Genomic DNA, 21,210 nt, shown 5'->3' on the forward strand with positions numbered 1-21,210 from the left:
ACCCACCGGCTACCCTCGATTCAGGCTGTTCAGGCAGAATCCCCCCATACCCTTCCAGGATCTGCCCATGCGCGTTCTGCTGCTTTCCTCCCTGCTGCTCACCGTCACCGCCTGTACCTGGGTGCCGATCGAACCGGCCGGCAAGGCGACCCGCGTGCTGCCGGCAGGCCCGGTTCCCGCTGGCTGCATCGCCAAGGGCGAGGTGGTGGTCACCGTGAAGAGCAAGGTCGGCTTCTACAACCGCAACCCGCTGCGGGTGCAGGAAGAGCTGGAAACCCTGGCCCGCAACGAGGCCCCGAGCGCCGGCGCCAATGCCGTGCAGGCCGCCGCGGCCCCGGCCGATGGCAGCCAGCGCTTCGCCGCCTTCCAGTGCCCGCCGCGCTGAACGCTTCACCATACGGGCAAGGCTGAATTCGTAAAGATGCGGTGAAAGCCCGGGGGTTATAGAATAGCGCCCCCTTTTGCCTGAGCCTTGGCGCTAACCTCGATGCTCTTCAAGAATGTCTCGATCGCCGGCCTGGCACACGTCGACGCGCCGCATACGCTGACGACCAAGGAAATCAACGAACGCCTGCAGCCGACGTTGGATCGCCTCGGTATCCGCACCGATGTGCTCGGCGACATCGCCGGCATCCACGCACGCCGCCTGTGGGACAACGGCGTGCTGGCGTCGGACGCCGCCACCATGGCCGGCCGCAAGGCACTGGAAGACGCGGGCATCACCGCGACCCAGGTCGGCCTGCTGGTCAATACCTCGGTCAGCCGTGACTACCTGGAGCCGTCCACCGCCTCCATCGTGTCGGGCAACCTTGGCGTCAGCGACGAGTGCATGACCTTCGACGTCGCCAATGCCTGCCTGGCCTTCATCAACGGCATGGATATCGCGGCGCGCATGATCGAGCGCGGCGACATCGACTACGCGCTGGTGGTGGATGGCGAGACCGCCAACCTGGTGTACGAGAAGACCCTGGAGCGCATGACCGCCCCGGACGTCACCGCCGACGATTTCCGCAACGAGCTGGCCGCCCTGACCACGGGTTCGGGCGCCGCCGCGATGGTGATGGCGCGCTCGGAACTGGTGCCGGATGCGCCGCGCTACAAGGGTGGCGTGACCCGCTCGGCCACCGAGTGGAACCAGCTGTGCCTGGGCAACCTGGACCGCATGGTCACCGACACCCGCCTGCTGCTGATCGAAGGCATCAAGCTGGCGCAGAAGACCTTCAGCGCCGCCAAGATCGCCTTGGGCTGGGCCGTGGAAGAGCTGGACCAGTTCGTCATCCACCAGGTCAGCCAGCCGCACACCGCTGCGTTCATCAAGAACTTCGGCATCGACCCGAAGAAGGTCATGACCATCTTCGGCGAGCACGGCAACATCGGCCCGGCCTCGGTGCCGATCGTGCTGAGCAAGCTCAAGCAGCTGGGCAAGCTGAAGAAGGGCGATCGCATCGCGCTTCTGGGCATTGGCTCGGGCCTGAACTGCTCGATGGCTGAAGTGGTCTGGTAAAAAAGTCACCGCTGACCTGCTGCGCGATTGCCTCGCCAATCGCTCGCGACGGACAGCGATGATTTTTCCAAGTGTCCAAGGGCCGGTTCTACCGGCCCTTTCTACAGGTGCGATCCGATGTCCCAGCTTCCCGGTTACCCCGCCCACCCGCAGCGCTTCGAGGTCCGCCCCGGCCTGTCGATGAACTATCTCGACGAAGGCCCGCGCGATGGCGAAGTGGTGGTGATGGTGCACGGCAACCCGTCGTGGAGCTATTACTGGCGCACGCTGGTGGCCGGCCTGTCGGACACGTACCGCTGCATCGTGCCGGACCACATCGGCATGGGCCTGTCGGACAAACCCGATGACAGCCGCTACGAATACACGCTGCAGTCGCGCGTGGACGACCTTGATGCGCTGCTGAAGCACCTGGGCATCACCGGTCCGGTGACCCTGGCCGTGCACGACTGGGGCGGCATGATCGGCTTCGGCTGGGCGCTGTCGCACCACGACCAGGTGAAGCGCCTGGTGGTGCTCAACACCGCCGCGTTCCCGATGCCGGCGGCGAAGACGATGCCGTGGCAGATCGCGCTGGGCCGCCACTGGAAGATCGGCGAGTGGATCATCCGCACCTTCAACGCGTTCTCGTCCGGTGCCTCGTGGCTGGGTGTGGAGCGGAAGATGCCGGCCGATGTGCGCCGCGCCTACGTGTCGCCGTACAACAACTACGCCAATCGCATCAGCACCATCCGTTTCATGCAGGACATCCCGCTGTCGCCGGCCGACAAGGCCTGGTCGCTGCTGGAGCGTGCCGGCAAAGCGCTGCCGTCGTTCGCCGACCGCCCGGCCTTCCTCGGCTGGGGCCTGCGCGACTTCGTGTTCGACCACCACTTCCTGAAGGGCTTCCAGGCTGCGCTGCCGCAGGCCCAGGTGCATGCCTTCGAGGATGCCGGGCATTACGTGCTGGAAGACAAGCACGAAGTGCTGGTGCCGGAAATCCGCGCGTTCCTGGACAAGAACCCGATCTGAGGTGTGCCGACCAACGGTCGGCACCCACCGGAAGAGGACATGGGTAGGTGCCGACCGTTGGTCGGCACACCCGAAGGGTTCATGAGGTTGCCGGCCAGCGGCCGGCACTACCACTACGCCGCGATCGGCGCCTGCGGTGACGGGCTGTTGCCGTTGTCGTCCGGGTGGTCGTCGTCGTTGCCCGCTTCATCGCGCCAGCGCCAGTCGGCCAGGGTCAACGGATCCAGGCCATAGGCAATGCGCGCCTTGTCGCACTGCGGGCTGGCCTTGCCGTACTCCCACGATGCATCCACCTCACGGCACACGCTGGGCCGGTTGGGGTGGATGGTGCAGCGTGAATACACGCCGATCTGCGCATCCAGCGCCACGCAGCGCACCGGCTTGGAGTGGGTGCCGCGCATGCACAGGCGATGCGGGTCCAGCACCTCGGTCAGCTGGTGCGGTACGCCGCCGGGGGTGACCTCGTCCGATTCCATCCAGTGGAAGGCCACGCGGTATTGGGTGCAGCAGGCGCCGCAGGTCATGCAGGGATGTTGCATGGGCAAGCCGCCTCGGGCGGCAGTCGGAATCAGGAACGAGGGTGCGGATTTTCCACGAAGTTGGCCGCCGCGCAAGAAATTCCGTAAGCGGCGACAATGAACGGATGAACCGACCCTGCAATATTGCCGCCCGTTTGCCTGAACTGGCGCGTGAACGGCCCGACCAGATCGCCATCCGCTGCCCGGGCCGCCGTGGCGCCGGCAACGGCATGGCCGCCTACGACGTGACCCTGGATTACCGCCAGCTGGACGCCCGCAGCGACGCCATGGCGGCTGGCCTGGCAGGCTACGGGATCGGTCGCGGGGTGCGCACGGTGGTGATGGTGCGGCCGTCGCCGGAGTTCTTCCTGTTGATGTTTGCCCTGTTCAAACTGGGTGCGGTGCCGGTGCTGGTCGACCCGGGCATCGACAAACGCGCGCTGAAGCAGTGCCTGGATGAGGCGCAGCCGGAGGCTTTCATTGGCATTCCGCTGGCACACGTGGCGCGGTTGGCGCTGCGCTGGGCGCCCTCGGCGACCCGCCTGGTCACCGTCGGCCGCCGCCTCGGCTGGGGCGGGACCACGCTGGCCGCGCTGGAGCGCGCCGGTGCCAACGGGGGGGCGATGCTGGCCGCCACCGATGGCGAGGACATGGCCGCGATCCTGTTCACCAGCGGCTCCACCGGCGTGCCCAAGGGCGTGGTCTACCGCCACCGTCATTTCGTCGGCCAGATCCAGCTGCTGGGCAGTGCCTTTGGCATGGAAGCGGGCGGGGTGGACCTGCCGACCTTCCCGCCGTTTGCCTTGTTCGACCCGGCGCTGGGCCTGACCTCGGTGATCCCGGACATGGACCCGACCCGGCCGGCACAGGCCGACCCGGCACGCCTGCATGACGCCATCCAGCGCTTCGGCGTGACCCAGCTGTTTGGCTCGCCTGCGCTGATGCGGGTGCTGGCCCGTCACGGCCGGCCGTTGCCGACGGTGACCCGGGTGACCTCGGCCGGTGCGCCGGTGCCGCCGGATGTGGTCGCCACCATCCGCAGCCTGTTGCCGGCCGATGCGCAGTTCTGGACCCCGTACGGCGCCACCGAGTGCCTGCCGGTGGCGGTGGTGGAAGGCCGCGAGCTGGAGCGCACCCGTGCCGCCACCGAGGCCGGTGCCGGTACCTGCGTGGGCAGCGTGGTTGAACCGAATGAGGTGCGCATCATCGGCATCGATGACGCACCGTTGGCCGACTGGTCGCAGGCGCGCGTGCTGGCCACCGGCGAGGTGGGCGAGATTACCGTGGCCGGACCGACCGCTACCGACAGTTACTTCAACCGCCCGCAGGCCACCGCGGCGGCGAAGATCCGCGAGACGCTGGCCGATGGCAGCACGCGCGTGGTGCATCGCATGGGTGACGTGGGCTACTTCGATGCGCAGGGCCGCCTGTGGTTCTGCGGCCGCAAGACCCATCGCGTGGAAACCGCACAGGGGCCGCTGTACACCGAACAGGTGGAGCCGGTGTTCAACACCGTGCCGGGCGTGGCGCGCACGGCACTGGTTGGCGTTGGCCCGGCGGGTGCGCAGGTGCCGGTGCTGTGCGTGGAACTGCAGCGTGGCCAGAGCGACAGCCCGGCCTTGCGCGAGGCGCTGCGCGCCCAGGCCACCCTGCGATTGCCCGAGGCGAACCTGCAGCACGTACTGATGCACCCCGCGTTCCCCGTCGATATCCGTCACAACGCCAAGATCGGCCGCGAGAAGCTCGCCGTCTGGGCCAGCGCCGAACTGGAGAAGCGCGCATGAAGATCCTGGTCACCGGTGGTGGTGGTTTCCTTGGCCAGGCGCTGTGCCGTGGGCTGGTCGAACGTGGCCACCAGGTGCTGGCGTTCAACCGCAGCCACTACCCGGAACTGCAGGCCATGGGCGTGGGCCAGATCCGCGGCGATCTGGCCGATGCGCAGGCGGTGCTGCACGCGGTGGCCGGCGTCGATGCGGTATTTCACAACGGCGCCAAGGCCGGCGCCTGGGGCAGCTATGACAGCTACCACCAGGCCAACGTGGTCGGCACCGACAACGTGATCGCCGCCTGCCGCGCGCACGGCATCAGCCGGCTGGTCTACACCTCCACGCCCAGCGTGACCCACCGCGCGACCCACCCGGTGGAAGGCCTGGGGGCTGATGAGGTGCCGTACGGCGAGGATTTCCAGGCACCGTATGCGGCGACCAAGGCGATTGCCGAACAGCGCGTGCTGGCGGCCAATGACGCCTCGTTGGCGACGGTGGCGCTGCGCCCGCGCCTGATCTGGGGCCCGGGCGATCAGCAACTGGTGCCACGCCTGGCAGAACGTGCGCGGCAGGGCCGCCTGCGTCTGGTGGGCGATGGCAACAACAAGGTGGATACCACTTACATCGACAACGCCGCGCTCGCGCATTTCCTTGCCTTTGAAGCGTTGGCACCGGGCGCGGCGTGTGCGGGCAAGGCCTACTTCATCTCCAACGGCGAACCGCTGCCCATGCGCGAGCTGGTCAACAAGCTGCTGTCCGCGGTGGGGGCACCAACGGTGGACAAGGCGATCAGCTTCAAGACCGCTTATCGCATCGGTGCGGTCTGCGAGCGGCTGTGGCCGCTGCTGCGCCTGCGTGGCGAGCCGCCGCTGACCCGCTTCCTGGCCGAGCAGCTGTGCACGCCGCACTGGTACAGCATGGAGCCGGCGCGCCGTGACTTCGGCTACGTGCCGCAGGTCAGCATTGAAGAAGGGCTGCGCAGGCTGAGGGCTTCATCTGCCGCATAGGTCGCCATCACTGGTTGCATACCGCCAGATCGGGAGGATGGACCCACGCCATCCAACGGCCCGGACATCTGCGAGGAGCACCATGCTGCATTACGCCGTTATTTTCTTCGTCATCGCCATCATCGCTGCCGTGCTCGGCTTCTCCGGCATCGCCGGTGCTGCCAGCAACATTGCCTGGATCCTGTTCGTTGTGTTCCTGGTATTGGCAGTGATTTCGATGTTCCGCAAGCGCGGCTAGAAGACCGCTGGGTAGTGCCGGCCGCTGGCCGGCACTGTTCTTTCCGGTGGGTGCCGACCGTTGGTCGGCACGCATCTTTGTAGAGTCGAGCCATGCTCGACTCATGAAAAGCAGTCGAGCATGGCTCGACTCTACAGAGAGCGCCTCTACACAGCGCTGTGCAATCCGCGATCGGCTGCATGGCGCTCCAGCGCCAGTTCGATCAGGCGCGTGATCAGCGTGGTGTAGTCCACACCGCTGGCGCCCCACAGCTTTGGGTACATGCTGATGCGGGTGAAGCCCGGCAGGGTGTTGACCTCGTTGATGACGATGTCACCGTCTGCGGTGAGGAACACGTCCACGCGCGCCATGCCCGCACACTCCAGCGCCTGGTAGGCCCGCAGCGCGATCTGCTGGATACGCGCCTGGGTTGCAGCATCGATATCCGCCGGCACGACCACCTCGGCGCCATCCTCGTTGATGTACTTGGTGTCGTAGGCGTAGAACTCGTCGTGCACCACCACCTCGCCGCACAGGCTGGCCTGCGGCTGTTCGTTGCCCAGCACCGCGCACTCGATCTCACGGCCGACCACCGCCGATTCGACCAGCACCTTGTGGTCATAGCGCAGCGCCAATGCAAGTGCCTCGGCGAAGCCCGCCGCATCCTTGACCTTGCTCACACCCACCGACGAACCCTGGTTGGCCGGCTTCACGAACAACGGCAGGCCGAGCTGCGCGATCACCGCATCGACATCGACGTCAGGGGCCTGGTGGCGCCGGATGCACAGCCACGGCGCTACCTGCAGGCCAGCGTCGCGCAAGAGGCGCTTGGTCACGTCCTTGTCCATCGCCACCGCCGAGCCCAGCACCGGCGAACCGACGAAGGGCAGGTTGGCCATGCGCAGCAGGCCCTGCAGCGCACCGTCCTCGCCCAGCGGCCCATGCACGATCGGCAGTACCACATCGATCTGGCCCAGCGCGCTGGCCGCATCGGAGGGCTGCAGCTGTGCCTGTTCCACACCCGGGCGCACCGCCAGCGACGTGCCGGACCGATGCAGCGCGATGCGCGACGGATCATCGGCATTGATCAGGAAGGTATCCGGCTGGCTCAGATGCCACTGGCCCTGCTTGTCGATACCGACCAGCACCGGCTCGAAGCGCTCGCGATCAAGCGCATCGAGGATGTTCTTCGCCGACTGCAGCGAAACTTCGTGCTCGGAGGACTTGCCCCCGAAGATGATGCCGACCCGGGTCCGTGCCATGGTGTTGCGATGTCCTGTGCGTTGCGTGGCCGTACAGCATGAACCTTCCATTGCCGCACAGGTGAGGCACAGATGAACCGCCTGGCGGCCGGCTCGAGTAGCGGCCAACCTTGGTTGGCACCCTCGGAAATCCAGCGCCGACCAAGGTCGGCATCTACCAGAGCACGTTCCGGCAGATCGCAGGAACCTGTCGAAGGCGGGGTGGGTCCGGTTGCGGGGGCGTGAGCCGCATGGGCCCGAGGCATGCCTCGGGCGGGTTGGGCAGGACGCCCAACCCCGGTCTTGCCGTGTGCGCAGGACAGCGCACACGAGCATGCGGCGACCGAGCTTACAGGGACGTACTTGCAGCGGCCCCCGCAACCGGCCCCATCCCGCCTACCCACGGAATGCCCGCTGTTGCTTCGGCTGTTGCCGTTGCCGTTGCCGTTGCTGTTGCCTCTGCGGGTGCCGGGCGGCAGCCCGGCCCAAGCCCCCCACCCACGCAGGTAGAATGCGCACATGGCTCTCTCCCTGCTCAAGTCCCTCAAGCCGGTCGCTGGCCGCGCCCTGCAGATCGCCCTGAACCGCGCGCTGGCGCTGGATCCGGATACCCGCCATGCACTGGCCAGCCTCGACGGCCGGCACATCGACCTGACCCTGGAAGCGCCGTCGCTGGCCATGCGCATCAGCGTCGACGGTGATGCACTGCGGGTCGGCCCGGTGGACGCGCAGGAAGCCGACCTGGCCGTGCGCAGCAGCCTGGCCGGCGTGCTGGCGCAGCTGCCGCTGCTGGCCAACGCACGGCGCGGCGACAACAACGGCAAGGGTCGCGTGCGCGTGGCCGGTGATGCCGAACTGGCGCGTCGCCTGCAGCAGCTGGCCAAGGGCTTCGATCCTGACTGGCAGCAGCCGTTCGTCAGCGTGTTCGGCGAAGTGCTGGGCGTGCAGGTGGCCAACACCCTGCGCAGCGCCCTGCAGCATGCGCGCCAGGGCGCGATCGACCTGGCCCACAGCGCCGCCGAGTTCATCACCGAGGAATCGCGCGACGTGGTGCCGCGTGCCGAGCTGGATGCCTTCCACGACGATGTGGACGTGCTGCGCGACGACGTCGAACGCCTCGGTGCACGCGTGCAGCGTCTGCGGGGTGCCGCATGAAGGCCGTGCTGCGTGCCAGCCGCATCGGCCGGGTGATCCTGCGTTACCGCCTCGACGACCTGTTGCAGGGCACTCCTGCCGAGCGCTGGCTGCGCCTGGCCAAGCCGTTCGTGCCGCGCGCCTCGGCCGACATCGCCGCTCAGTCGCGCGGTGCACGCCTGCGTCTGGCGCTGCAGGATCTGGGCCCGATCTTCGTCAAGTTCGGCCAGATCCTGTCCACCCGCCGCGACCTGGTGCCGCCGGATGTGGCCAATGAACTGACCCTGCTGCAGGACCGGGTCAAGCCGTTCGATGGTGAGACCGCGCGTCGCATCGTCGAGGAAGCGCTGGGCCTGCCGGTCAGCGAGGCCTTCGCCAGCTTCGATACCGAACCGCTGGCCTCGGCCTCGATCGCGCAGGTGCACGCAGCCACGCTGGCCGATGGCCGCCAGGTGGTGGTCAAGGTGCTGCGCCCGGGCATCGAGAAGCAGATCGACGCCGATATCGCGTTGCTCAATTCGCTGGCTGCCCTGGTCGAGCGCACCCACCCGCGCGCTGACAAGATCCGCCCGCGCGAAGTGGTGGCCGAAGTCGAGAACACCCTGGCTGCCGAGCTGGACCTGCAGCGCGAAGGCGCCAATGCCAGCGTGCTGCGCCGCTTCTGGGAAAACAGCGACGATCTGTACGTGCCGGAAGTGATCTGGAGCCACACCGCCGAGCGGGCACTGACCCTGGAACGCGTGTGGGGCATCCCGTCCGATGACATCGCCGCACTGGACAAGGCCGGCATCGACCGCAAGGCGCTGGCCGCCAAGGGCGTGCGGGTGTTCTACACCCAGGTGTTCCGCGACAACTTCTTCCACGCCGATGCGCACGCCGGCAACATCTGGGTCGACACCGATCCGGCGCGCCGCGCCAACCCGCGTTTCATCGCGCTGGACTTCGGCATCATGGGCCAGCTCTCGCAGGAAGATCAGTACTACCTGGCCGAGAACTTCATGGCCATCTTCAACCGCGATTACCGCCGCATCGCCGAACTGCACGTGCAGGCGCGCTGGATGCCGGACAACGTGCGCATCGATGACCTCGAGGCCGCCGTGCGTTCGGTGTGCGAGCCGTACTTCACCCGGCCGCTGTCGCAGATCTCGCTGGCCGAAGTGCTGATGAAGCTGTTCCGCGTGGCCCAGCGTTACCAGCTGACCCTGCAGCCGCAGCTGATCCTGCTGCAGAAGACCCTGCTGAACATCGAAGGCGTCGGCCGCCAGCTCGACCCGCAGATCGACATCTGGGCAGTGGCCAAGCCGGTGCTGGCGAAGATCCTGCGCGAGCGTTACAGCCCGCGCCGGGTGGTACGCGAGATCGGCAAGCGCCTGCCGGAAATCATGACCCATGCGCCGGACATGCCGCGCCTGGTGCACGCCTGGCTGACCCAGCAGGTGGAAGGCCGCCACGAACTGTCGATGCGTTCGCGCGACCTGGCCGCACTGGATGCCAGCGTGCAGCGCCTGCAGAAGCATGCGGTCGGCGCGATCACCGGTGTCGGCCTGCTGGCCATCGCTGCACTGATGTATGTGCTGCAGCCGCCGGGCTGGTACTGGGGCGAGGTGCCGGCGTGGAGCTGGCTGTCCGGTGCGGTCGGCGCAGTGGCGCTGCTGCGCGCGTGGTGGAAGTAGGCCCCATGCTGCAGGCACTCAAGGACGAACTGATCCGCTTCGGCGCCGACAACGACGCACGCGAAAGCGAGCGCGGCCGACGCATGCTCAACATCACGCCCGACACCGGTGAATTCCTGTCGGTGCTGGTGCGCTTCGGCAACGCTCGCCGGGTGCTGGAAATCGGTACGTCCAACGGCTATTCCACGCTGTGGCTGGCCGAGGCAACCGCCGCCATCGACGGCCACGTGACCACGCTGGAATACGCCGAGGACAAGGTGGCGATGGCGCGTGATACCTTCGCGCGCAGTGGTCTGGCCGATCGCATCACGCTGGTCCACGACGATGCCGGGCTCTGGCTGGCGCAGGCCGCCGATGCCTGCATCGACCTGCTGTTCCTCGATTCGGACCGCGGGCAGTACGCCGGCTGGTGGCCGCAGTTGCGTCGCGTGCTGCGCCCGGGTGGCCTGCTGGTGGTGGACAACGCCACCTCGCATGCGGAAGAGATGCAACCGCTGCGCGTGCTGCTGGACGCTGATCCGGACTTCAGCACCAGCCTGGTGCCGGTGGGCAACGGCGAGCTGTTGGCCGTGCGCAGCGCCTGACCGCTCTACAGGTAGGTGCCAACCTTGGTTGGCACGCGGTTGCCGGCCGCTGGCCGGCAACCGCAGCCATCCGATTGCCCGGAGGCAGCCGGCCAGCGGCCGGCTCTACCCCATTCAGTGCCCAGCCCCGATAATCCTGCCGTGAGCACCGAACCCGATACCCTCGCCGCGGTCGAGACCGACACCGCGCCCCTGCAGCTGCTGCACCTGGATGAGCGCCTGGCCGTGGTCAACAAGCCTGCCGGGCTGATGGTCCACGACAGCAAGCTGGCCCGTGGCGAAGACGACTTCCTGGCCGACCGCCTGCGCGAGCAGCTGGGCCGCCCGATCTTCCTCGTGCATCGCCTGGACCGGGCCACCAGTGGCTGCCTGCTGCTGGCCTTCGACCGCGATACCGCCAGTGCGCTGGGCAAGGCCCTGATGGGCGGCGAAGTGCTGAAGGACTATTTGACGGTCTGCCGGGGCTGGCCGGCCGAGCTCGCCTGGCAGGTCGATCATGATCTGGATGGCGGCCCGGGCAAGCCGGTGAAAAAGCCGGCGATCACCGACTTCCAGCGCCTGGCCACCGGCGAGCTGTCGGTGCCGGTCGGTGAATTCGCCAGCTCGCGCTACGCACTGCTGCGCTGCCAGCCGCAGACCGGACGCTTCCGGCAGATCCGCCGGCACCTCAAGCACCTCTCGCATCACATGATCGGCGACACCAGCCACGGCGATGGCCGCCACAACCGCATCTTCCGCATGCAGGGCGTGCACCGCATGCTGCTGCACGCCGAGCGCCTGCGCTTCCCGCATCCGGACGGTGGCACGGTGGACGTGCGTGCGCCGTTGGACGGCGGGTTCCAGAAGGCGCTGGACCTGTTCGGCTGGCAGGTGGATACCGATTGACGGTAGTGCCGGCCACTGGCCGGCATCTGCGTGATTCCAGATGTAATGGGGAGCCGGCCAGCGGCCGGCACTACCTCATTTCTTTTCCGGCTCGTTGACGATCGCTTCCAGATCCTTCTGCAGGTCCGCAAACAGCGGCTGCATGCGCGCCTGGATCGCCACCATCACGTTCTGCATCAGCGCCGGGGTCTTGTCCAGCAGGCTCTGGCCGGCCGCGCTCTCGTAGAACTCGGCCATCGCCAGCACGTCTTCCTTGCTGAAGGTCTTTTTGTACAGGTCCACGTACATCGGCCGCAGCTGCTGCCAGGACAGGGCCTGGCGCAGGGTCTGGCTGGTCCGCGCCTGGATCCGCTTCAGCTGTTCCTGCTGCTGGGCATTGAGCTGGCGCTGTGCGGCTACCTGCTGGAACTGCTGCTGCTGCATCGCCTCGATCTGCGGCAGCATGGTGTCGATCATGCTCTGCGCGCGTGACGCCGACAGCAGGCGGTTGATGTCGCCATCGGTCGGCGGCGCGGCCAGGGCCGGAACGCTGGCCACGGCCAGCGCCAGCAGCAGGGCGGCGCGGCGCAGCAGGGACGGCAGGGCGGGTGCGGTGCGGGTCATGCGGGCTTCCTGCAGTACATGGGACGGCCAGCATACCCGCAGCCAAGGCGAAGGCGGCGTGTTCGGTACCTGATCGGCGGCATACGGGGCGCGATGCCGCACTCCGGCACGTGGCTGCCGCTACAATGCGCGGATGGGCAGTGGACCGGTCACCATCAGCGCGCAGCTTGAAATCCCCGACGGCGAGATCGTCGAGCGGTTCGTGCGTGCCAGTGGCGCCGGTGGCCAGAACGTCAACAAGGTCTCCACCGCGGTGGAACTACGTTTCGATGTGGCCAACTCGCCCTCGTTGCCCGAACCGTTGCGCGCGCGCCTGCTGGCGCGGCGTGACCGGCGCATGACCGGCGAAGGCGTGCTGGTCATCGACGCGCAACGTTTCCGGACCCAGGATCGCAATCGCGAGGATGCACGCGATCGGCTGGCGGCCTTCATCCAGGCCGGGCTGAGCGTGCCCAAGCCGCGCAAGGCCACCAAGCCGACCCTCGGGTCGAAACTGCGTCGTCTGGACGCCAAACGCGGGCGCGCGCAGATCAAGCGCGGGCGCTCATCACGTGACTGGGAGTGATTGCTTGAACAACCCGACTTCGTTGCTGCCGGCCGTGCCGCCGCAGATGCCGCAGGTCAAACCCAACGCCTTCCTGCGCTGGCTGGCGCGCTGCACCCTGCGCATGGGCGGCTGGAAGGTGACCGGTACCCTGCCTGACATCCCCAGGCTGGTCTTCATCATCGCCCCGCATTCGTCCAACTGGGACGGCCTGTGGGGCATGGCCGCGAAGATCGCGCTGGGCATGAAGGTGAAGGTGCTGGGCAAGGCATCGCTGTTCTGGTGGCCGCTCGGCCCGCTGCTGCACAAGCTGGGCGTGATCCCGCTGGACCGCAGCTCGCCGCAGGGCACGGTGGGCCAGGCCGTGGACCTGCTGCGCAACAACGAGAAGATGTGGTTCGCCATCACGCCCGAGGGCACCCGCAAGGCCGTGAAGGACTGGAAGGCCGGCTTCCTGAAGATCGCGCGGATGGCCGACGTGCCGATCCTGGCCGCGTATTTCCACTACCCGGAGAAGACCATCGGCATCGGCCCGCTGTTCACGCCGACCGGCGATGACGCCGCCGACATGGCCGCCATCCGCGAGTTCTACCGGCCCTGGATCGGCAAGACCCGCGGTACGGTCTGAGCCGGCCGCAGGCCGCCGCATAGACGCCACGTCCGGCACATGCCGGGCGAGCGCGACAGGAGTAGGGTGGAGGGCTGGTATCCCGTACCGTCTGCCCAAGGAGTGTTTTACATGTCGCGTACCGTAGTCCTGGCCGCCGCCATCAGCCTGGCGCTGGCGGCCTGTTCCGGCAAGGAGTCCACCCCCGTGTCCGATGCCCAGAAAGCCCCGGCCCAGCAGCTGGCCGAAGCCTCCACCAATCCGCTGCTGAGCGCCAGCACGCTGCCGTTCCAGGCGCCGCAGTTCGACAAGATCAAGGACAGCGACTACCTGCCGGCGTTCGAGGAAGGCATGCGCCAGCACCTGGCCGACGTGCGCAAGATCGCTGACAGCAGCGAGCCGGCCACCTTCGACAACACCATCGTGGCGATGGAGCGCAGCGGCGAGACGCTGAACCGCGTGTCGCGCATCTTCTTCGGCCTGGTCCAGGCCGATACCAACGATGCGCGCCAGAAGATCCAGGAAGACGTGGCGCCGAAGCTGGCCGCGCACCAGGACGAGATCAACCTCGATCCGAAGCTGTTCGCGCGCGTGAAGTCGCTGTACGACCAGCGTGACACGCTGGAGCTGGACCCGGTGCAGAAGCGCCTGGTCGAGCACTACTACGACGGTCTGGTGCGCGCCGGTGCGCAGCTGTCCGACGCCGACAAGGCCACCCTGCGCAAGCTCAACGTGGAAGAGACCACCCTTTCCACCCAGTTCCATACCCGCCTGGTGGCGGCCACCGCCGCTGCGGCCGTCGTTGTCGACGACAAGGCCAAGCTGGCCGGCCTGGACGAGGACGCGATCAACAACGCCGCCAACGCCGCCAAGGAACGCAAGCTGGATGGCAAGTTCCTGCTGCCGCTGCAGAACACCACCCAGCAGCCGGTGCTCGGCTCGCTGAGCGACCGCGACCAGCGCGCCGCCGTGCTGAAGGCTTCTTGAAACCCGCGCCGAGCGTGGCGATGCCAACGACACCCGGCAGACCGTGCAGCGCCTGGCCCAGCTGCGTGCGCAGAAGGCCAAGCTGCTCGGCTTCGACACCTTCGCCGACTACCAGCTGGGCGACCAGATGGCCAAGACCCCGGCTGCCGCGCTCAAGCTGCTGACCGACACCGTGCCGGCCGCCACCGCCAAGGCGCGCGCCGAGGCCGGCGAGATCCAGAAGGTGATCGACGCGCAGAAGGGTGGTTTCCAGGTCGCTGCTTCGGACTGGGACTTCTACGCCGAGCAGGTGCGCAAGGCCAAGTACGATCTGGACGAGTCGCAGATCAAGCCGTACTTCGAACTGGACAACGTGCTGCAGAACGGCGTCTTCTACGCCGCCACCCAGCTGTACGGCATCACCTTCAAGCCGCGTACCGACATTCCGACCTACAACCCGGACATGAAGGTGTATGAAGTGTTCGACAAGGACGGCACCTCGCTGGCCCTGTTCTACACCGACTACTTCAAGCGTGACAGCAAGTCCGGCGGCGCCTGGATGGACGTGTTCGTCGAGCAGGACGGCCTGACCGGTGCCAAGCCGGTGGTCTACAACGTCTGCAACTTCACCAAGCCGGCCGCCGGCCAGCCTGCGCTGATCAGCTTCGACGACGTGACCACGATGTTCCATGAGTTCGGCCATGCGCTGCACGGCATGTTCTCGAACGTGAAGTACCCGTCGATCGCCGGTACCGCCACCTCGCGTGATTTCGTCGAGTTCCCGTCGCAGTTCAACGAGCACTGGGCGCTGGATCCGAAGGTGTTCGCCAACTACGCCAAGCACTACAAGACCGGCGAGGCGATGCCGCAGGAACTGGTCGACAAGATCCTCAAGGCACGCAGCTTCAACCAGGGTTATGCGACCACCGAGTACCTGTCGGCCGCGCTGCTGGACCTGGCCTGGCATACGCAGAAGGCCGATGCGCCGCTGCAGGATGTCGGCGCCTTTGAAGCCAGTGCGCTGAAGAAGTTCAAGGTCGACCTGCCGCAGGTGCCGCCGCGTTACCGCACCACCTACTTCGACCACATCTGGGGTGGTGGTTACTCGGCCGGTTACTACGCCTACTTCTGGGCCGAAGTGCTGGACCATGACGCCTACCAGTGGTTCACCGAACACGGTGGCCTGACCGCGGCCAACGGCCAGGAGTTCCGCGACAAGATCCTCTCGCGCGGCAACAGCGTGGAGCTGTCGACCCTGTACCGCGATTTCCGCGGCAAGGACCCGTCGGTGGAACCGCTGCTGAAGTTCCGCGGGCTGAAATAAGAAAGCGAAAACGGCGGGGGCAACCCCGCCGTTTTTCTTTGTGTAGCGTCGAGCTTGCTCGACGGTCTTTCCACGAAAAGCCAGTCGAGCAAGCTCGACTCTACACAAGCGGCTTACGTGCCCACGTGCACCCGGTTCGCCTGCTCGGCCAGGCCCAGGTGATCCAGCGCGATATCCAGCGCCAGCACATAGCTCTGCGCGCCGTAACCAGCGGCGATGCCCAGGCGCTGGCCGACACCCGCCGGCAGGCACGGCTCGGCCACCGCGCCGTCGTCATGCACTTCCACGTAGGCGTTGTGCAGGTACGGCAGCAGCCGCTGCAGGCGCAGGCTGTTGGCACACGCACCCGGATCCAGCAGCGTCACCTCGCCGCGACTGTGGTCGGCCACACGCAGCGCGTCCAGTAGTTCCTGTTCCGAACCGCAGGCACGGATCGCCACGCTGGTACCGGCGTCGATCGCGCGATGCACCAGTGACTTCAGGACCGGTGCCGGCAGCGGCATCGCGGTGCGGATCAGGGCACCGGCCGCTTCCGGGCCGCGGATGATGAAGATCGACATGGCTCAGCCCTCCTGCGCCAGGCGGCGGCCAACGATGGCCAGCGACAACGGGTAACCGGCCTGCTGGCTGCGCTGGTCGACCACTACGGCGGCGGGACCGTGCTGCAGGCGCAGGCGTGCATCCAGGCCGGGCTCGCTGGGGGCCTGCAGCTCGATGTACTGCGCCGGCAGCCGTTCCAGCGCCGCCTGCAGCGCGCCACCTTCGGCCTGCCATTGCGCCTCGTCGGCGGCGCCGACATCCAGCAGTACCCAGTCGGCCGAGCGCGCCTGCGGCTGGCACAGGCACTGGCGTACCTCGGACAGGCTGGCGCAGTCGCTGCACAGCACGCGATGGCCGGCCAGCTGCGCCGGCAGCTGCGGGCGCGGCGCCGACGAAGACGCGTGGCGGATCACCAGGAGGGTCATACAACACCTTGCGGAATGCGCCCTGTGGCGCGGTGGGCACACGATGCGCGTGCTGCCCGTAAAGGTGCGATGCCCGCTGCCGGGCCGGGGCGTAAAACCTGCGTAACCCGTTCTGTAGCGCCGAGCCCATGCTCGGAGGGTGGCGCGGGAACCTCTCCCGCCCGGATGTGGTCTGATACCGCTACCAACCACCCGGAGCCTGTCATGGATGCTGTTGCCCGCCCTCCCTTTTCCGAACGCGCGCTGGTCTGGCTGAAGAAGGAGGCGCTGCCGTTGCTGGTGATGCTTGGCCTGCTCGCCGCCGCCCGCGATACCCTCGCCAACCACTACGTGGTGCCCAGCGGCTCGATGCAGCCGACCCTGCAGCCCGGCGACCGGGTGGTGGTGGACATGCGCGCCTATGGCCTGCGCCTGCCGTTTACCGGCAAGGAACTGATGCCCACCGGTGTTCCGCAGCGCGGTGAAGTGGCGGTATTCGATTCACCGGCCGACGGCACCCGCCTGATCAAGCGCGTGGCGGCGGTGGCCGGTGACCATGTGCAGATGCGCGAGGGCCATCTGAGCATCAACGGCCAGCCGCTGCAGATCGCCGACCTGCAGGACGTGGAAGCCTTCGGCGAGCGCCGTGCCCACCTCGACCTGGACATGGGCGGCGGTCCGGACATTGCCGACCTGGTGGTACCGGCCGGCAAGGTGCTGGTGCTGGGTGACCACCGCGGCAACAGCTTCGACGGTCGCTTCTTCGGCTTCGTTGACGCCGACAAGCTCTACGGCCGCGCCGTGGCGGTGTACTACCGTCGTGGCGACGGTTTCGAGTGGCAGCGTCTGTAAGCTGAATTTATACTTCTTATGTATCAATCCTGACCTACCAGGTTATGGATCGACTGGATCGACGGGCCTAGTCTGAGGCCCGTTCCCTCCCACGCTTGGCCGCCCCACCGGCCCATCGATCCCATGACTGGCGAAACCGCGGCGGCCGTCGAACGCCGCCCCCCCACTGTCGATCCCATCGCCGAGACCCGCATCCAGCAGGGCACGCCAGCCTTCCGCCGCACCGCGCTGGCGCTGTTCCTGGCCGGTTTCTCCACCTTCGGCCTGCTCTACACCGTGCAGCCGCTGCTGCCGGAGTTCAGCCGTCACTTCGGCGTGTCCGCCGCCGGCAGCGCGATGTCGCTGTCGTTGACCACCGGCACGCTGGCGGTGGCGATGCTGCTGGCCGGCCTGCTCTCCGACGCGGTTGGCCGTCGCCCGATGATGATCGCCGCGCTGCTGGCCTCGGCCACGCTGTCGCTATGCACGGCGCTGGTGGATGACTGGACCACGCTGCTGGTGCTGCGCACCCTGCTTGGCCTGGCGCTGAGCGGCGTGCCGGCAGTGGCGATGACCTACCTTGTCGAGGAAATGGACAGCCGCGCGCTGGGCCTGGCGATGGGCCTGTACATCGGCGGCAACGCCATCGGTGGCATGAGCGGGCGCCTGCTGGCCGGCATCATCGCCGACCATTGGGGCTGGCGATGGGGCATCGGCGTGGTTTCGATCATCGCCATCGCCAGTACCGTCCTGCTCTGGCTGCAGCTGCCGCCGTCGCGCCACTTCCACCCGCGCCGCGATGGCCTGCGCCAATTGCCGTCGCGCTGGCGCACGCTGTTCGCCGACCCGGGGCTGCCGTGGCTGTTCGCTACCTCGTTCGTGCTGATGGGCGTGTTCGTCACCCTCTACAACTACCTCGGGTATCACCTGCTGGCGCCGCCGTACCACCTCAGCCAGACCGTGGTCGGGCTGATCTTCAGCGTGTACCTGGTGGGCACCTTCAGTTCGGCATGGATGGGCCAGCAGGCCACGCGTTACGGGCGCGGTCGCATCCTGTCGATCTCGTTCGCACTGATTGGTGCCGGCATCGTGCTGTTGGCGATGCCGTGGCTGAGCACTATGGCACTCGGTATCGCGCTGGTGACGTTCGGCTTCTTCGGCGGTCACTCCGTGGCCAGCAGCTGGGTCGGCAGCCGCGCCGGCGCGATGCGCGCCGAAGCCTCGGCGCTGTACCTGTTCGCCTACTACCTGGGTTCGAGCGTGCTCGGTGGTGTGGGCGGCCTGGCCTATGCAGCGTGGGACTGGCTGGGTGTGTGCCTGTTCGCCGCCGTGCTGACCCTGATCGGCGGTGGCATCGTCTGGGCGCTGCAGCAGCGCGCCCCGCAGCCGGTGACGGCGTGAACCTGCTCTGGTAGATGCCGACCTTGGTCGGCGCCGTGGCCGTGGGCCAACCAAGGTTGGCCGCTACCGGGTGGGTTGCACCTCACCCTTCCGCGAACGCCTCGCGCAGCAGCCCAGCAAAATTGCGGATCAGCGGTGTCACCCCTTCGCGATGCCACGCCAGCTGCACTTCCGAATGCGCACCGGCATCGGCCAGCGCCACGAAGCGCGCGCCTTCCACGCGGATGTGGTCGCACGACGACGGCAGGATCGCTGCGCCCAGGCCTGCGGCGGCCAGACTGATCAGCGTCGACGCCTCACCGGCCTCCTGCACGATGCGCGGGGTGAAGCCCGCCGCCGCACACAACGCGATCATGTGATCATGGATGCCCGCACCGGCGCTGCGGCGGAACGCCACGAACGGCTCCTGCGCGAAGTCGCATAGCGATAGCGTGCCCTGCTTCGACAGCCTGCGCAGGGCAGGATGGTCGGCATGCACGATCAACGCCAGCGGATCGACGAACAGGCTGTGCGCCACCAGTTCCGGCGGCAACGCGCGCTTGCGGATGATGCCCACGTCCAGGCTGCCGTCGAGCAGCGCATCGATCTGCTGCAGCGTGTTCATCTCGCTCAGCTGCAGCCGCACCTGCGGGTACTGCTGGCGGTAGCGCAGGATTGAACGCGGAATCTGCGGTGACAGTGGCGTCGCCCGGGTCAGCCCGATACACAGTTCGCCCTGCTCGCCGCGCTGCGCGCGCTGCACCTCGTCCACCGCCATTTCCACCTGCTGCACGATGGCGCGCGCACGTTCCTGCAGCAGCTCACCGGCAGGCGTCAGCTGCACACGACGATGGCTGCGCACGAACAGGCGCGCACCGATCAGGTCTTCCAGCTGGCGGATCTGCTGGCTGAGCGGCGGTTGCGACATCCCCAGCCGCTCGGCGGCCTGGCCGAAGTGCAGCGTATCGGCGACGGCAAGGAAGTAACGCAGGTGGCGGAGTTCGATGGACATGGGTCCAGTCTAGCCAGACCGGCACCGGGCTTGTCGCCTTCTTCGATCGCTTTTCCGCCAGTCGAGCATGGCTTGTATGTTCCTCCCGGCTCCTACGCGGTATGTAGGAGCCAGGGTGGAGGGACCGTCAAGCATGCATCTGCGGATACTAGCCGACAGACGAGTCGAGCGATCCCCATCCCGCACACGAACGTCGATAAAGGATCGTACGGCCCCCAAAGGGGATCGTCGATGTAGGCAAGCTAACGTCGGTGCGGTACCACCCCAGCCCCTTAAAGATAGCTGGGAGCCGTACAAATGTCTGATTCTCTCGATATTGGCGTGGACGTGGACTCCAAGGAGTTCGTACCGGCAGTGGCCGACCGCAAGGCCGGCGACAGGATCGCCAACACCCGGGCCGGCATAGCCCAGTGGCTCAACACCTTGCCCCAGCGATGCCGGATTGGCATGGAGGCGACGGGGCGGTACTACGAGTTGTTGGCTCGGATGGCTGGCCAGGCAGGCCACGTTGTCTATGTGATCAATCCACGTCTGATCAAGCACTACGGCCGGGCGACGGGCTCGCGTGGCAAGACGGACGCCATGGACGCCGAAGCGATCGCCCGATACGTGAAGAAGGAGAACGATCGCCTGCGTGAATACGTACCGCGTACCGATGAGCAGCAGCAGATGCACGATTTGCTGCGCAAGCGGCAGACGCTGGTAAAGACACGCGCGCGGCTGGAGCAATCCTTCGGGGTAAGCAAAAGTGCCCCCGGGGAGCTGTCAGATCTGTTCTGCGCTCTGGCTGGGACGCTGTCCGAGCTGGAAAGCGAACTGCAGCGCTTGGGTCGCGATGGAGAGCATGGCACGCTCTACAAGCGCCTGTTGACCATCCCTGGTATCGGCCCCGCTGTCGCCGCTCACCTGATCTACTACATGACGCGCTGGCCGTTGGCCAACGCCAACGCGTGGATCGCCTGCACGGGCCTGGATCCCCGGCCCAACGAGTCTGGCGGCAGAACGGGACGGCGTCGGCTGTCCAAACAGGGCGCGCCAGTGCTGCGCCAGATGCTCTACATGGCCGCCATGGGGCTCAAGCGGTGTCGTCGGGGGCAACCGCTCTACGACGAGCTGTCAAAACGCGGTCACCCCAGCACCGCCGTCTTCAACATCCTGGCCAGAAAGCTGGCCAGGATCGCCTGGGGTGTCTTCAAAAGCGGCCGGGACTTCGATCCGGCCATGCTGAAGGTGGGTCAAGCCTGCTTCCAGCAGGCTTGACCACGAACATAGGATCTCGACTCTACAAAATCCGGTTTCGATCATTTGCAGCGGGGGTCAGAGCCCATTGCGCAGCAACGGGATCCGACCCCGACAGATCGCGGGAATCTGTCAGAGGCGGGGCGGTGTGGGTGGGCAGGACCGTTGGCGCCATGGATGGCGCCATCGAGCCCCATGGACGGGTTTACGGCGTGTCCTGCCC

At 67.1% G+C, this 21,210-nt stretch carries 21 protein-coding genes and 1 pseudogene; 16 read left to right on the top strand and 6 right to left on the bottom strand.

The genetic code is table 11. From position 1 onward, the window contains the following. The first annotated feature begins 67 nt into the window (after nucleotides 1-67). The 3 genes from ACZK33_RS00905 (at nucleotide 68) to ACZK33_RS00915 (ending at nucleotide 2,512) form a co-directional block, all read left to right on the top strand. Complete coding sequence (locus ACZK33_RS00905) at nucleotides 68-385, top strand: DUF4156 domain-containing protein (protein WP_005407628.1); 318 nt, start codon at nucleotides 68-70, stop codon at nucleotides 383-385. A gap of 102 nt (nucleotides 386-487) precedes the next feature. Further along, nucleotides 488-1,504 carry a 3-oxoacyl-ACP synthase III gene (locus ACZK33_RS00910; protein ID WP_010487115.1) on the top strand — a complete coding sequence of 339 codons (1,017 nt, stop codon included), beginning with the start codon at nucleotides 488-490 and terminating at the stop codon, nucleotides 1,502-1,504. A 117-nt stretch (nucleotides 1,505-1,621) separates the two neighbouring features. Then, entirely contained in the window at nucleotides 1,622-2,512 is an 891-nt protein-coding gene (locus ACZK33_RS00915; RefSeq protein ID WP_049400565.1) for an alpha/beta fold hydrolase, read from the top strand. Between the two features lie 113 nt (nucleotides 2,513-2,625). Here the strand turns inward: ACZK33_RS00915 and ACZK33_RS00920 are convergent, their stop codons facing one another. Then, the gene (locus tag ACZK33_RS00920; protein ID WP_004135417.1) at nucleotides 2,626-3,051 is read right to left on the bottom strand and encodes a YkgJ family cysteine cluster protein; all 426 of its coding nucleotides are present in this window, start codon (nucleotides 3,049-3,051) and stop codon (nucleotides 2,626-2,628) included. A gap of 104 nt (nucleotides 3,052-3,155) precedes the next feature. On the opposite strand from ACZK33_RS00920, the gene oleC reads away from it, so the two are divergent. The 3 genes from oleC to ACZK33_RS00935 all read left to right on the top strand — a co-directional run bounded on the left by oleC (nucleotide 3,156) and on the right by ACZK33_RS00935 (nucleotide 6,041). Then, nucleotides 3,156-4,814 carry an olefin beta-lactone synthetase gene (gene oleC / locus ACZK33_RS00925; protein WP_071228789.1) on the top strand — a complete coding sequence of 553 codons (1,659 nt, stop codon included), beginning with the start codon at nucleotides 3,156-3,158 and terminating at the stop codon, nucleotides 4,812-4,814. After that, nucleotides 4,811-5,803 (top strand): 2-alkyl-3-oxoalkanoate reductase, encoded by a 993-nt coding sequence (gene oleD, locus ACZK33_RS00930; protein ID WP_423175048.1) that lies wholly within the window; start codon nucleotides 4,811-4,813, stop codon nucleotides 5,801-5,803. The genes oleC and oleD overlap by 4 nt, the downstream gene beginning before the upstream one ends. A gap of 82 nt (nucleotides 5,804-5,885) precedes the next feature. Continuing rightward, nucleotides 5,886-6,041 carry a DUF1328 domain-containing protein gene (locus ACZK33_RS00935; RefSeq protein WP_004153593.1) on the top strand — a complete coding sequence of 52 codons (156 nt, stop codon included), beginning with the start codon at nucleotides 5,886-5,888 and terminating at the stop codon, nucleotides 6,039-6,041. A gap of 146 nt (nucleotides 6,042-6,187) precedes the next feature. Here ACZK33_RS00935 and ddlA read toward each other — a convergent pair whose 3' ends face one another. After that, nucleotides 6,188-7,282 carry a D-alanine--D-alanine ligase gene (gene ddlA, locus ACZK33_RS00940; RefSeq protein WP_423175047.1) on the bottom strand — a complete coding sequence of 365 codons (1,095 nt, stop codon included), beginning with the start codon at nucleotides 7,280-7,282 and terminating at the stop codon, nucleotides 6,188-6,190. Nucleotides 7,283-7,780: 498 nt separating this feature from the next. Between ddlA and ACZK33_RS00945 the strand changes: the two genes are divergently transcribed. From ACZK33_RS00945 to ACZK33_RS00960, 4 genes are all read left to right on the top strand, one after another. After that, the gene (locus tag ACZK33_RS00945; protein ID WP_049420999.1) at nucleotides 7,781-8,416 is read left to right on the top strand and encodes a ubiquinone biosynthesis accessory factor UbiJ; all 636 of its coding nucleotides are present in this window, start codon (nucleotides 7,781-7,783) and stop codon (nucleotides 8,414-8,416) included. Next, nucleotides 8,413-10,068, top strand: coding sequence for a ubiquinone biosynthesis regulatory protein kinase UbiB (gene ubiB / locus ACZK33_RS00950; protein ID WP_423175046.1), 1,656 nt, complete (start codon nucleotides 8,413-8,415; stop codon nucleotides 10,066-10,068). The genes ACZK33_RS00945 and ubiB overlap by 4 nt, the downstream gene beginning before the upstream one ends. A 5-nt stretch (nucleotides 10,069-10,073) precedes the next feature. Next, nucleotides 10,074-10,652, top strand: coding sequence for an O-methyltransferase (locus ACZK33_RS00955; RefSeq protein WP_180844588.1), 579 nt, complete (start codon nucleotides 10,074-10,076; stop codon nucleotides 10,650-10,652). 117 nt (nucleotides 10,653-10,769) lie between these two features. Next, nucleotides 10,770-11,537 carry a pseudouridine synthase gene (locus tag ACZK33_RS00960; RefSeq protein ID WP_423175045.1) on the top strand — a complete coding sequence of 256 codons (768 nt, stop codon included), beginning with the start codon at nucleotides 10,770-10,772 and terminating at the stop codon, nucleotides 11,535-11,537. 75 nt (nucleotides 11,538-11,612) lie between these two features. Here ACZK33_RS00960 and ACZK33_RS00965 read toward each other — a convergent pair whose 3' ends face one another. Continuing rightward, nucleotides 11,613-12,140: a DUF2059 domain-containing protein gene (locus tag ACZK33_RS00965; protein ID WP_010487093.1), complete on the bottom strand. Its 528-nt coding sequence runs from the start codon at nucleotides 12,138-12,140 to the stop codon at nucleotides 11,613-11,615. Between the two features lie 133 nt (nucleotides 12,141-12,273). On the opposite strand from ACZK33_RS00965, the gene arfB reads away from it, so the two are divergent. From arfB to dcp, 3 genes and pseudogenes are all read left to right on the top strand, one after another. After that, nucleotides 12,274-12,705, top strand: a complete 432-nt coding sequence (arfB, locus tag ACZK33_RS00970) for an alternative ribosome rescue aminoacyl-tRNA hydrolase ArfB (RefSeq protein WP_032130467.1) — start codon at nucleotides 12,274-12,276, stop codon at nucleotides 12,703-12,705. A gap of 46 nt (nucleotides 12,706-12,751) precedes the next feature. Then, nucleotides 12,752-13,312, top strand: coding sequence for a lysophospholipid acyltransferase family protein (locus ACZK33_RS00975; RefSeq protein WP_223276957.1), 561 nt, complete (start codon nucleotides 12,752-12,754; stop codon nucleotides 13,310-13,312). A 111-nt stretch (nucleotides 13,313-13,423) separates the two neighbouring features. Further along, a pseudogene (dcp, locus tag ACZK33_RS00980) lies at nucleotides 13,424-15,581 on the top strand (peptidyl-dipeptidase Dcp). Between the two features lie 113 nt (nucleotides 15,582-15,694). On the opposite strand, the gene ACZK33_RS00985 reads toward dcp, so the two are convergent. Together ACZK33_RS00985 and ACZK33_RS00990 are read right to left on the bottom strand one after the other, a co-directional pair. Then, nucleotides 15,695-16,141: a 3-dehydroquinate dehydratase gene (locus ACZK33_RS00985; protein WP_004153636.1), complete on the bottom strand. Its 447-nt coding sequence runs from the start codon at nucleotides 16,139-16,141 to the stop codon at nucleotides 15,695-15,697. A 3-nt stretch (nucleotides 16,142-16,144) separates the two neighbouring features. Continuing rightward, entirely contained in the window at nucleotides 16,145-16,546 is a 402-nt protein-coding gene (locus tag ACZK33_RS00990; protein ID WP_019661885.1) for a hypothetical protein, read from the bottom strand. Between the two features lie 204 nt (nucleotides 16,547-16,750). Here ACZK33_RS00990 and lepB point away from each other — a divergent pair, with 204 nt between their 5' ends. Together lepB and ACZK33_RS01000 are read left to right on the top strand one after the other, a co-directional pair. Continuing rightward, nucleotides 16,751-17,377 (top strand): signal peptidase I, encoded by a 627-nt coding sequence (lepB, locus tag ACZK33_RS00995; RefSeq protein WP_423175043.1) that lies wholly within the window; start codon nucleotides 16,751-16,753, stop codon nucleotides 17,375-17,377. Between the two features lie 123 nt (nucleotides 17,378-17,500). Continuing rightward, on the top strand, nucleotides 17,501-18,757 hold the full coding sequence (locus tag ACZK33_RS01000; RefSeq protein WP_279911997.1) for an MFS transporter: 1,257 nt from the start codon (nucleotides 17,501-17,503) through the stop codon (nucleotides 18,755-18,757). 82 nt (nucleotides 18,758-18,839) lie between these two features. Here the strand turns inward: ACZK33_RS01000 and ACZK33_RS01005 are convergent, their stop codons facing one another. Beyond that, nucleotides 18,840-19,748, bottom strand: coding sequence for a LysR family transcriptional regulator (locus ACZK33_RS01005; protein ID WP_423175042.1), 909 nt, complete (start codon nucleotides 19,746-19,748; stop codon nucleotides 18,840-18,842). 354 nt (nucleotides 19,749-20,102) lie between these two features. On the opposite strand from ACZK33_RS01005, the gene ACZK33_RS01010 reads away from it, so the two are divergent. Beyond that, on the top strand, nucleotides 20,103-21,008 hold the full coding sequence (locus tag ACZK33_RS01010; RefSeq protein ID WP_478453963.1) for an IS110 family transposase: 906 nt from the start codon (nucleotides 20,103-20,105) through the stop codon (nucleotides 21,006-21,008). Nucleotides 21,009-21,210: the final 202 nt, after the last annotated feature.

The sequence above is a fragment of the Stenotrophomonas sp. 86156_Sma genome, from assembly GCF_056481625.1.